Source organism: Arthrobacter sp. MOO21 (assembly GCF_057369995.2).
In genome coordinates this window covers 214,979-228,161 of sequence record NZ_CM170671.2, presented here as the reverse complement: position 1 = coordinate 228,161, position 13,183 = coordinate 214,979, and the positions used below count along the sequence as shown (strand labels likewise).

The 13,183-nt window shown below is 67.1% G+C and carries 2 protein-coding genes and 1 pseudogene; all 3 read left to right on the top strand.

The features are described 5' to 3' along the window. Nucleotides 1-96: 96 nt before the first annotated feature. The 3 genes and pseudogenes from AC2JAJ_RS01005 to AC2JAJ_RS00995 all read left to right on the top strand — a co-directional run bounded on the left by AC2JAJ_RS01005 (nt 97) and on the right by AC2JAJ_RS00995 (nt 13,164). Nucleotides 97-5,850, top strand: a complete 5,754-nt coding sequence (locus AC2JAJ_RS01005; RefSeq protein WP_501053300.1) for an Ig-like domain-containing protein — start codon at nt 97-99, stop codon at nt 5,848-5,850. Between the two features lie 157 nt (nt 5,851-6,007). Beyond that, nucleotides 6,008-12,121 (top strand): Ig-like domain-containing protein, encoded by a 6,114-nt coding sequence (locus tag AC2JAJ_RS01000; protein WP_486414600.1) that lies wholly within the window; start codon nt 6,008-6,010, stop codon nt 12,119-12,121. A gap of 75 nt (nt 12,122-12,196) precedes the next feature. After that, nucleotides 12,197-13,164 (top strand): annotated as a pseudogene (locus tag AC2JAJ_RS00995) (AAA family ATPase). Nucleotides 13,165-13,183: the final 19 nt, after the last annotated feature.

Here is a 13,183-nt window from a genome sequence, read left to right as displayed (position 1 = left end):
GGTTCGACGTTGAACCAGGTGTCGCCGGCGAATATGCGCCTTGGTGGGGATAAGCAGTTGCCGGGGGCGGCTGATGTGAGTTTTGGGGCGCGGACGATGTCGGTGACGGATGCTGCGTCGGGGAAGGTGTGGGCTGTTTCGCCGTCGACGGTGAATGGTTTTGATCAGGAAGCGTCCGAGCCGGTGTTGGTGGGTTCGGAGGGCACGGTGTCTGCTGTGGGTTCGGATGACCGGATTTATTCGGCGGATCCGAAGACCGGGACGGTGACGGTGACGGGGGTCGATGCCGACGGCGGGGTGACGTCGTCGGAGTCGGATACGTGGGCTGACCTGAGGGGGGCTGGGGATCTGCAGATGACGGTGGTGGGGGACCGGCCGGTGGTGTTGGATGCTGCCGCGGGCAGCCTGTTTCTTCCCGGTGGCAAGCGGTTGCAGCTGGAGGATGCGCGGGATGCGAAGTTGCAGCAGGCGGGGCCGGGCAGTGATGTCGTGGCGGTGGCGACGCGGAAGGCGTTGTTGAAGCAGCCGTTGGATGGCGGGACTGCGAAGGTGGTGGCGTTCGATGGCGAGGGTGTTCCGGCGGCGCCGGTGCAGTTGGGCGGGTGTGTGCATGCGGCGTGGTCGGGTGCGAACAAGTATGTGCGTGATTGCGTCAATGATGGTGATGACAGGAACGTTGATGTGCCTAAGGCGAGTGCGTCGCCGTCGTATGTTTTCCGGGTGAACCGGGATTTGGTGGTCCTGAATGATGTGAACTCGGGCAATGTGTGGCTGGTGAACCAGAACATGCAGCTGGTCAACAACTGGGACGACGTCATCCCACCCAAGGAAACCTCGGAGGACGCCGACAAGGACTCCGCTGACGAAGTCCAGCAGACGGTCCTGCCGGACCGCACCAAACCCAACAGCCCGCCGGTGGCCCAACCCGACAGCTTCGGGGTGCGCGCCGGGAAGACCACTATCCTGCCCGTCCTGGACAACGACTCCGACCCCGACGGCGACATCCTCACCGTCCGGACACCGGACCCGCTCAAAGCAGGCCTGATGACCCCGGTTTACGGCGGCACTGGCTTCCAGGTCAGCGTCGGGACGGACAAAACCGGCTCGGAAACCTTCAAGTACACAGTCGACGACGGCCGCGGCCTTTCCGCCTCCGCCGACGTCACGCTCAACATTGTCCCGCCGGGGGAAAATTCCGCCCCGCGGCAGAAACCGAACCGGAACACCACCCTGGTGGTGCAGGCCGGCAAGAGCGTCAGCCAGAATATCCTGACGGACTGGATCGACCCCGACGGCGACGACCTGTTCGTCGTGGGTGCCGCAGGCAGCGATCCCCGGGACCAGGTCAAAGTCCGCCCCGACGGGCTGCTCAGCTTCCAGGACTCCGGGGCCGAACCCGGCCGCAAAACCGTCACGGTCACCGTCTCGGACGGCCGCTCCACCGCCGAAGGCAAGGTCACCGTCGAGGTACGTCTGCCGGGTGCCCTGCCGCCGATCGCCAACGCGGACCACCTCGTGGCCGTTGCCGGGGTGGACACGGTGATCACCCCGCTGACAAACGATTCGGACCCGCAGGGCGGCGCCCTGCGGCTCGCCCAGGTCACCCCCGACGGCAACTCGACCGCCACCATGGGCGCCGACCAGCAATCGTTCACGTTCAACTCCACCGCGGTGGGCGCCCACTACGTCACCTACCTCGTCACCAACGGACCCGCCAGTGCCCAGCAACTGGTGCGCGTCGACGTCGTCCCCGGCGGCGGCGACGGCGCCCCGGTGGCGGTCCGCGACACCGCGCTCCTCCCCAGCGGCGGCAGCGTGCTGGTGGACGTCCTCGGCAACGACTCGGACCCCACCGGCGGCGTCCTGGTAGTGCAGTCAGTGACCGCCGCGGACGGGCTGCCGCTGAGCGTCGCCGTCCTGGACCACTCCGTCGTTCGGATCACCGATGTCCGTGCACAGGGCCAGCTGACGGTCACCTACACCGTCTCCAACGGCAAGTCCTCTGCCACCGGCGAAATCGCCGTCCTGGTGGTCCCCGCCCCCGCCAAGCTGCAGGCGCCGCAGGCAAAACCCGACGAAGCCACCGTGCGCGCCGGCGACGTCGTCACCATCCCCGTCCTGGACAACGACACCGATCCCAACGGCGGAAAGCTCGTCCTGGAAGCGGAACTGGCGCAGCAACCGGATGCCGTCGACGGCCGCATCTTCACCTCAGGCCAGTCCATCCGGTTCATCGCCGGGGAAGCACCCAAGACCGTCTACGCCATCTATAAAGTCACCAACGAATCCGGACAATCGGACTCCCAGCAGGTGGCCATCCGGATCCGTGCCCGCGACGACGAACTCAACACCCGGCCAGAACCGAAGAACCTGACCGCCCGGGTGGTGGCAGGCATGACCGTGCGCATCCCCGTTCCCCTGGACGGCATCGACACCGACGGCGACTCGGTCCAGCTGACCGGGGTGGACAAGGCTCCTGCGATGGGCACCGCCGTGGTCAAGGACGGCCACCTCGAATTCACCGCGGCCGGCAACGCCGCCGGGACGGACACCTTCACCTACCGGGTCCAGGACCGCATCGGCGCCGAAAACACCGGCACCGTGATCGTCGGCATCGCCCCGCAGGAAGCCAACAACCAAAGGCCCATCGCCGTCGACGATGCCGTCGAGGTCCGCCCCGGCCGGAAGATCGCCGTCGACGCCCTCACCAACGACTCCGACCCGGACGGCGACCCGATCAGCCTGGTATCCAACGGCTTCGAGGCGCGCCCGGACCTCGCCGTGGAAGCAGCCGACGGCGGCAAAGTGCTGCTCACGGCGCCGGCCGAAGCCGGCAACGAAAGCGTCAGCTACAAGATCCAGGACGACAAGAAATCGCAGGCCGGCGCCGTGATCCGGGTGAAGGTCAGCCCCGACGCTGCGCTGAAGATTCCGCTGGCGAAGGATGACGTGGTCACCCCGGCCGAGACCCTCGGCAAGTCCGCCGTTGACGTCCCGGTGCTCAAGAACGATGCCGACCCTGACGGCGTCGCCTCCGAGCTGAGGATCACCCTGCCCGACGGCAACCCCAACGCGCGTGCCACCGGCGACGGCACCGTCCGGGTCACGCTGGCGCCCAGGGACCAACTGGTGCCCTACACCGTTACCGACATCGACGGCCAAAGCACGACGGCGGTCATCTGGGTCCCGGGGCAGGGTGAACAGCACCCCACCCTGGCCAGGGCCGACGTCGTTGAAGTGATGTCCGGCAAGGAAACCACCCTGGACCTGGCGGACTACGTCCGGGTCCGGGATGGCCGCACGCCCCGCATCACCCAGGTGGACAGGGTCCGGGTCCAGGGCGCCGAGGCAGAGAACGTGGTGGCCGGAAACGGCGGCGCACTGCGCTATGCCGCCCTCAAGGACTACGTAGGCCCCGGGTCGGTCACCTTCGAGGTGACCGACGGGACCGGACCGGACGATCCCGCCGGCCTGAAGTCCACGCTCAGCATCATCACCAAGGTCATCCCGGACCCGAACGCCAACCACCCGCCCACCTTCAGCGGCGCCACCCTCGATGTGCCCAAGGGCGAATCCGCCACCCTGGACCTGGGAAACCTCGCCAAGGACGTGGACTCCGGCGACCAGGACAAACTCACCTTTGAACTCGACGGCGCACTGCCCGACGGCTTCACCGCGAGCGTGGACAAGGCCGTGCTGAAGGTTGCCCCGGACTCCGGCAAAGCCGCCGGCTGGAAGGGAAGCATCCCGCTCAAAGTCACCGACGGCCGCTCCGAACCCGTCCGGGCCACCGTCACCGCCACAATGGTGGCCTCCAACCGGCCGCTGCCCGTGGCCAACGAGGACGTGGTGGACAAAGCCAATGCCGGCACGTCCGAAACCGTCAACGTCCTGGCCAACGACTTCAACCCGTTCCCCGAGGCAGCCTTGCGGATCACCGCCGCAACGGTGGAAACCGGCTCGGCCGCAGGCCAGCCGGCCGTAGCGGGCGACTCCATCACCGTCACCCCCGCCAGCGGCTTCAAAGGCGTGATGGTGGTGCGCTACACGGTCATGGACAAGACCGACGACGTGTCCCGGCAAACGGACGGCCGGATCCGCATCACCGTCCGCGACCGGCCCGACGCGCCGTCAGCGCCCACGGCAACCGACGTCCGAAGCAGGACGGCGGTCCTCAAGTGGACACCGCCGTCGGACAACGGCGCTCCCATCACCAAGTACACCGTCCGCTCCGCCAACGGCTTCAGCCAGGACTGCGCCACCACCACCTGCACGCTGAGCGGGCTGACCAACGACGTCAAATACGTCTTCACCGTTACCGCCACCAACGAGGTCCGCGAATCCGACCCCTCGCCGGCATCCAACGAGATCCGCCCGGACGAGAAGCCCTCGCCGCCGGACGCCCCAACCGTCAAGGCGGGGGACAAGACCATGGAAACCGCCTGGCCCGCAGCCCGGACCGAAGGCTCGGCCGTGAAGAACTACAACCTGGAGATCTCCCCGCCGCCAGCCAACGGCGTGGCGGTCAAGAACGGCGTGGCCGGCCTCAACTACACCTGGACCGGGCTGACCAACGGGGTGCGCTACAAGGTGCGCGCCCAGGCAGTCAATGAACTCGGCCCGTCCGACTGGGGCCAGTACTCGGCCGAGGACAACCCGGCCGGCGTTCCGGCAGCACCGGGAGCGCCGACGACGTCCGTGGCGTCCGCCGTGGGAACCTCCAACCAGATCAAGGTGGATTGGAAAGAACCCAACACCAACGGTGACGCGATCCGGAACTACTACGTCACCATGAGCGGCGGCGGCGCCGCCGACCAGACCCAGATGGTGGCCGGTACGGTCCGCACCGCCAACTTCACAGCCAACAACTCGGAAGCGTCCTACACCTTTACCGTGCAGGCAGAGAACAAGGCCGGCAAAGGCGCCACGAGTGCCCCGTCGGCTCCGCGCCGGGCAACGGGCAAGCTTGGCCAGGTCTCCGGCGTCACCGCCTCCGAAGCCAACACCGGCGGGGCCGGCCGGTCCGTCACCATCGACTTCCGCGAGCTCACCGCCGCCGAACGCAACGGCTCAACGTACGCCGAAGTCAGCTACACCTACCGTGCCAGCACCGGCCAGTCCGGCCCCATCAGGCCGGGACAGACCGTCGGCGGCTTCACCAACGGCGACGCCACGGCGATCACCGTGATCGCCAATTCGTCCGTTGCACCAAGCTCGGACGCCAGCACCGCGGACACCGCAAACCCGTACGGTTCACCCGGCACGCCCTCGGCGTCCGGTGCTGACGGTGCCGAGAACCAGAAGAGCCTGACCCTGAGCTGGGCATCGCCGCCAGCCGGCAGCTACGACATCGCCTACACCCAGATCAGGATCGACGGCGGCGGGTGGGAACGCGTGGCAGCCTCCGGCAGCCGGACGATCAACACCGCCGGGTTCAACGAACGGCACTCCATCGACGTCCAGACCGTCAATTCGCGCGGCACCGGTGGCCCTGTCGCCTCAGCGTCGGCACAATCGGGAGCGGCCAAGACGCGCTGGACCACACGGCTCAGCAGCGGCATGGACCGCAGCTGCACCGACCTGCCCGGCGCCACGTCCTATGACCCCGTAGCACACACGTGCGACGGCCAGAGCGGCTACGACCGGCCCTGGATGTCCCAGTACGACACCTTCGACGTGATGTGCTGGAAGCCGCATGGCACCACCTACAGCGGCGACGGCCAGTGGTACTACATCATGCGCGGCTCACCGAACGCGACGCGGTGGATCCAGTCACTGCACACCACCATCGGTTCGCCGGCGCAGAGCGGCGTGCCGCTGTGCACCTTCCCGACGGGAGCGACGCCATAGGCGCCCGGGGGCCGGTGGGCGGACCGGCACGGGATAGAGCTCCCCATCGCGGGGCTTGCGGGGCTTCGATAGGCTTGCCCGGGGGAAAGAAAGCCTACTGCCTGTCCTGCGAACAGGCCGCCATCTGGCTACACAAATCTGAGGGAAAAGTAACGCTGTGACAACTCTGCTGGGGAAGCTTGGGCTGAAGAAGCGACATAGGAAAGCCGTCGGCGGGACGGCGTTTGGTGTTGTTTTGGCTGTTGTGGTGACGGGTGCTGTGTTGTATCCGGGGTTTAAGACCACTGAGGTGGAGTTGAACGACGGTGGCGTGTGGGTGGTCAGTAAGTCGAAGAATGCGGTGGGGCGGTTGAATTATCCGTCGCGTGTTTTGGATGGTGCGGTGACGCCGGCGTCGGCGACGTTTGATGTGTTGCAGCATGCGGGTGAGGTGTTTGTTGATGATGAGACTGGTTCGACGTTGAACCAGGTGTCGCCGGCGAATATGCGCCTTGGTGGGGATAAGCAGTTGCCGGGGGCGGCTGATGTGAGTTTTGGGGCGCGGACGATGTCGGTGACGGATGCTGCGTCGGGGAAGGTGTGGGCTGTTTCGCCGTCGACGGTGAATGGTTTTGATCAGGAAGCGTCCGAGCCGGTGTTGGTGGGTTCGGAGGGCACGGTGTCTGCTGTGGGTTCGGATGACCGGATTTATTCGGCGGATCCGAAGACCGGGACGGTGACGGTGACGGGGGTCGATGCCGACGGCGGGGTGACGTCGTCGGAGTCGGATACGTGGGCTGACCTGAGGGGGGCTGGGGATCTGCAGATGACGGTGGTGGGGGACCGGCCGGTGGTGTTGGATGCTGCCGCGGGCAGCCTGTTTCTTCCCGGTGGCAAGCGGTTGCAGCTGGAGGATGCGCGGGATGCGAAGTTGCAGCAGGCGGGGCCGGGCAGTGATGTCGTGGCGGTGGCGACGCGGAAGGCGTTGTTGAAGCAGCCGTTGGATGGCGGGACTGCGAAGGTGGTGGCGTTCGATGGCGAGGGTGTTCCGGCGGCGCCGGTGCAGTTGGGCGGGTGTGTGCATGCGGCGTGGTCGGGTGCGAACAAGTATGTGCGTGATTGCGTCAATGATGGTGATGACAGGAACGTTGATGTGCCTAAGGCGAGTGCGTCGCCGTCGTATGTTTTCCGGGTGAACCGGGATTTGGTGGTCCTGAATGATGTGAACTCGGGCAATGTGTGGCTGGTGAACCAGAACATGCAGCTGGTCAACAACTGGGACGACGTCATCCCACCCAAGAACGAATCCGACGACCAGGACCAGGAATCGGCGGACAACAACACCATCAACGTCCTGCCGGACCGCACCAAACCCAACCGGCCGCCGGAAACCAAGCCCGACGCCGTCGGCGTGCGCCCCGGCCGCACCACCATCCTCAGCGTCCTGGACAACGACTCGGACCCCGACGGCGACGTCCTGACGGCTGCCGTGGCGCCGGAGGCCGCGCCCAAGTCCGGCACCCTGGAAAACATCTATGGCGGGACAGCCTTCCAGATCACCGTCCCCGCGGACGCCAAACCGGGCACGGAAACGTTCAACTACAGCGCCTCGGACGGCCGCGGCCTGTCCGCCACCGGCCAGGTCACGCTCAGCGTGGTGGGCCCGGACGACAACAAGCCGCCGAAGTTCAAGCGCGGCGAGGACACCACCATGCTGGTGGAACAGGGCAAAACCGTCAGCCAGAACATCCTGACGGACTGGATCGACCCCGACGGCGACGACCTGGTCCTGCTGGACGCCAAGGCGGACAACGACCAGGACCAGGTCAAGGTCCGGCGCGACGGCCTGCTCACCTTCCAGGACTCCGGCGCCACCGCCGGCAAGAAGAACGTCCAGGTCACCATCTGGGACGGCCGCGCCACGGTCACCGGCAAGGTGGTGGTCAACGTCCAGCCGCCGGGCGCCCTGGCCCCGGTGGTCAACGCGGACCATGTCACGGCCGTGGTGGGCCAGGACCTGGTCATCTCGCCGCTGAAGAACGACGTCGACCCGAACGGCGGCGCGCTCCGGCTGGCGCAGGTGGAAGCCAACGGCCCGGCCGATCTCGGCCCGGTGACCGACGGCGGCACCTTCACGTTCCGCAGCACCACCCCGGGCCCGGTCTACCTGACGTACATCGCCAGCAACGGGCCCCAAAGCAGCCAGGGCCTTATCCGCGTGGATGTGGAATCCGGCAACGACACCGGCGACCCCGTGGCAGTCCACGACGTTGCGCTGATGCCTGCCGGCGGAAGCGTGCTGCTGGACCCGCTGGCCAACGACTCCGACCCCTCCGGCGGCGTCCTGGTGCTGCAATCAGTCAAACTGCCCGAAGACGCGCTGGTATCCGTCAGCGTGATCAACCACAGCGTCCTGAGGATCACGGACATCCTGGGAACCAAGGACCCCATCCTCTTCGAATACACGATGTCCAACGGCAGGAAGTCCGCCACGGGCAGCGTCTCCGTGGTGCCCGTCCCGGCCCCGGCCGTCGTCGAGGCACCGCAGCCCAAGCCGGATGAAGTCAACGTCCGAGTGAACGACGTCGTCACCATCCCCGTCCTGGACAACGACACGCACCCGCAGGGCCAGGAACTGACCGTCGACCCCGTCCTGCCGCAGGCCGTGGACCCGGCCGACGGCAAGAGCTTCGTCTCCGAAAACACGCTCCGGTTCATCGCGGGCAGCCAGCCGAAGACGGTGCGCGCCATCTATAACGCGGTGGATCCGCAGGGCCAGAAGAGCGCAGCCGCCGTGACCATCCACATCCTCCCGCTGGAGGGCGCCGAGAACTCCCGGCCGCAACCACGGAACCTGACGGCCCGCGTGGTGGCCGCCGGGACCGTTCGGATCCCTGTCCCGCTCGACGGCATCGACCCCGACGGCGACTCCGTCCAGCTCACGGGCATCGACAGCACCCCGGCCATGGGCACCGCCACCGTGGGCAGTAACTTCATCGACTTCACTGCCGCCGGGGACGGCGCCGGTACCGACACCTTCCGCTACAAGGTGGTGGACCGCCAGGGCGCCGTGAACACCGGCACCGTGACGGTTGGCATCGCCCCCCGCGGTGAAACCAACCAGAAGCCCACCCCCGTGGACGACGAGGTCCGGGTCCGCCCTGTCCGCCAGATCGCCGTCGACGCCACCGCAAACGACACCGATCCCGACGGCGATCGCATCCGCATCCTCACCGACGGCATCGAGGCCGATCCCGCACTTCAGGCCACCGTGAGCAAGAACAGCGGCCGCATCATCCTGCTGGCCCCCAACGAGGCCGGGACCGTCAACGTCCGGTACACCATCGTCGACGACCGGGACGCCACCGCGCAGGCCACCATCCGCATGGTGGTGGACAACGACGTACCGCTCAAGGCACCGATCGCCCGGGACGACAGGGTGACCTCCGCCCAGACCATGGGCAAGACCGCCGTGGATGTTCCCGTCCTCAAGAACGACGAAGACCCCGACGGGGTGGGGGAGAACCTGAAGATCAGCACCGAGGCCGCCACGGCCAGGCCCGGGGGCAACGGGAACATTCTGGTCGACCTCACCGATCAGCCCCAGCTCATCCCCTACACCGTGGAGGACGTGGACGGGCTCAAGTCCACGGCCGTCATCTGGGTTCCCGGCCTCGGCCAGCAGGTCCCCACACTGGCAAAGGACGAGGTCCTCGAGGTGGTGTCCGGGCAATCCGTCGACGTCGACCTCAACGAGTGGGTCAAGGTCCGCGAAGGCAAGTCGCCACGGCTGACCCAGGCCGACCGGATCAAGCTCATCGGTGCCGACGGCAGCAACCCGGTCACCCGCGACGGCACCGGCCTGAAGTACACCGCCGGCGCGGACTACGTCGGTCCCGGTTCGCTGACCTTCGAGGTGACCGACGGGACCGGACCGGACGATCCGGCCGGGCTGAAGGCCACCCTCAGCATCCGTACAAAGGTCCTGCCCGACCCGAACAAGAACAATCCGCCCGAACTCCTGGGCGCCGCCATCGACGTCCCCAAGGGTGACTCGGCCACCACCGACCTCGCGAAACTGACCTCCGACCCCGACCGGGACGACGTCGGGAAAATGAAGTACGAACTGGTGGGCGGAGCTCCCGCCGGGTTCAACGCCAGCGTGGATGGCAAGTCCTTGAAGGTTTCGGCGGCGGACTCCACCGGCACCGGCTCCAAGGCCGCGGTCCAGGTGAAGGCGACGGACCCGCGCGGGCTCGAGGCGACGGCGACCTACCAGCTTGCCGTGACGGCCTCCAACCGGCCCAAGCCGGTGGCGAACGACGACGTCGAAGCCAACGCCGCCGCCGGCAAACCGGTCACCATCAACGTCCTGGCGAACGATGCCAACCCGTTCCCGGAAACACCGCTGAAGATCATCGCGGCCAATACCGAAACGGGCAGCGGCAACGTGGGGGTTAACGGTGACTCGGTGACGGTCACGCCGGCCCCCGGCTTCACCGGAACCATGGTGGTGGCCTACACCGTGGAGGACAAGACCGGGGACGCATCCCGGCACGCCACCGCGCGGGTGCGGCTGACCGTCAAGGACAAGCCGGCCGCCCCCACCACGCCGCAGGCGCAAGGCGTGGGCGACCAAACGGCGCTGCTGAACTGGTCCGCCGCGGCGGACCGGGGTTCGCCCATCACCAAATACACCGTGTATGGCGAAGGCGGGTTCCGGCAGGACTGCCCGGCCAACACGTGCACGCTCAACGGGCTGACCAACAACACCACGTACCACTTCCAGGTGACGGCCACCAATGAGTTTGGCGAGTCGGACCGGTCCCCGGCCTCGGCCGACGTCCGGCCCGACGTCAAGCCCGATACCCCGCTGGCACCGTCGCTGAAGTTTGGCGACAGGGAACTGGCCATCAACTGGACGGCTCCGGCCAGCAAGGGCTCGCCGGTCAAGTCCTACGACCTGGAAATCTCACCCGCGCCTGCAGGGCAGAACGCCCAGGTCCAGGGCCTGACCTCGGTCAGCTATGTCTGGAAGGGCCTGCAGAACGGCGTGTCCTACAAGGTGCGGGTCCTGGCCCGGAACGACGCCAAGGAACCGTCCGAATGGAGCCCATACTCGGCAGCCGAAGTACCGGCCGGTGTCCCCGCGACGCCGACTGCGCCTTCGGCGTCACAGGCCGCGTCCGTGGGATCGCAAAGCCAGCTGAAGGTCAGTTGGGCTGCGCCCAACAACAACGGTGACGCCATCTCCGCCTACACCCTGACTACCCTCCGCGGCGGTGCCGTCGTGGCAAGCCAGCAGGTCGCCGGAACCTCGCAGAACGTCACCGTGGACAACTCTGAGACGAACTACACGTTCACGGTTTCGGCCACGAACAAGGCCGGCACCAGCGCCACCAGCGCACAGTCGGCGGCGATCCGTGCCGTGGGCAAGCCGGGCATGGTGAGCAGCGGAAGCGTGGCGCCCACCGGCACCAGCGGGCAGCTTAAGGTGACGTTCACGCCCCTGACGGAGGCCCAGCGCAACGGATCCACCGCCAGTGAAATCGTGTACTCCTACAACGCCGACGGCAGGAGCGGGCCTATCGCGGCCGGCGGCGGAACCATCGGCGGCATGACCAACGGCCGGGACATCACCGTGACGATCATCGCCACGTCCACCAAGAACAACGTTTCCGGCGATGCCAGCGCCATCGGCAGCGGCAACCCGTACGGGCCGGCCAACGCACCGAATGTCAACGGCACCACCTCGGCAAAGGGCGACGGCCAGGTGCACTGGACGTGGAACGACCCCAACACCAACGGCCGGCCGCTCAAGTACTACGAGGTCAGCATGGACGGCGGGGGCTGGCAGAACGTCGGGACTGCAAACAGGTTCGACGCCGGTGCCGGTGGCTGGGACCAGAGCCACAGGCTGCGCGTACGTGCCGTGACCGTGGTGGATGGTGCCATTGGTGGACCCGCCACGTCCACTTCCGGCGCCGACCGGACCCCACCCCCGCCCACGTCCTGGAACGTCACCGCCAGCCCGGTCCGCAGCTGCACCGAACCCCGCAAGGGCACCGACAGCTACATCGCCGGGAACCCGTCCCAGTGCACCGGAGAAGGAAAATGGCTCGACGCCGGCGCCTACTCCCGGGCCGACCGCTACCAGGTCTGGTACAAGACCTCGAACAACCCGAGCGGCATCTGGTACCACCTGAGCGAAGGCATGGCAGCGGGCAACTGGCTCCGCTGCGATACCTCCAACGTCGGGTGCAACCCGCCCAACGGGATGCCCAACCGCTGACCGACCAACCGCAACGCAGCCGCGGGGCCCGCCGGGCCCTGCGGAGAACCTGACCACAGCAGAAGGAACCACCTCATGACCATGACCACCGAGCAGGCCGCGTGGTTTGCCGACACGTTCGAAAAGCTCGTTGCCAACGTCGGCCAGGCAGTGTTGGGCAAGGAACACGTCATCCGGCTGACCTTCACGGCGATGCTGGCCGAAGGCCACGTCCTCTTCGAAGACGCGCCTGGTACCGGAAAGACCTCCCTGGCCCGGGCCCTGGCGGCGACCGTCCAGGGCTCCAACAACCGCATCCAGTTCACCCCGGACCTGCTTCCCTCCGACGTGACCGGTGTGACCATCTACGACCAGAAGACGCAGAAATTCGAGTTCCACAAGGGCCCGATCTTCAACAACATCGTCCTGGCCGACGAGATCAACCGTGCCTCGCCCAAGACCCAGTCCGCCCTGCTGGAGGTCATGGAGGAATCCCGCGTGACGGTCGATGGCGTCACGTACTCCGCCGGCCCTTCATGGTGATGGCGACCCAGAACCCGATCGAGCAGGCCGGTACCTACCGCCTCCCCGAGGCCCAGCTGGACCGCTTCCTGATCAAGACCTCCATCGGATACCCGGACCACGCCTCCACGGTCCGGCTCCTTGGCGGATCCAACCTGAAGGACCGTTCCAAGGAATTGAACGCCGTCATCACCACGCAGGCGGTGGCGGACATGGCTGACCTCGCTGCCACCGCCCACGTGGACACCGCGGTGCTGGAATACATCTCCCGGCTGTGCGAGGAGACCCGGAACGCGCCGGAGACCCGGCTCGGTGTCTCCGTCCGCGGCGCCCTGGCCATGGTCCGGGCCGCCAAGGTCTGGGCAGCATCGCAGGGACGGAACTTCGTCCTGCCGGACGACATCAAGGAACTGGCGGCAGTGGTGTGGACCCACCGGTTCGTCATGGACCCGGAGGCCGAATTTTCGGGTGCGACCGCTGAAGCGGTCCTGACCAGGATCCTGGCCGACGTCGCCGCCCCGCAGCAGCGCACCAGCGCCTGACCCGCCGGGCACGCGCCCC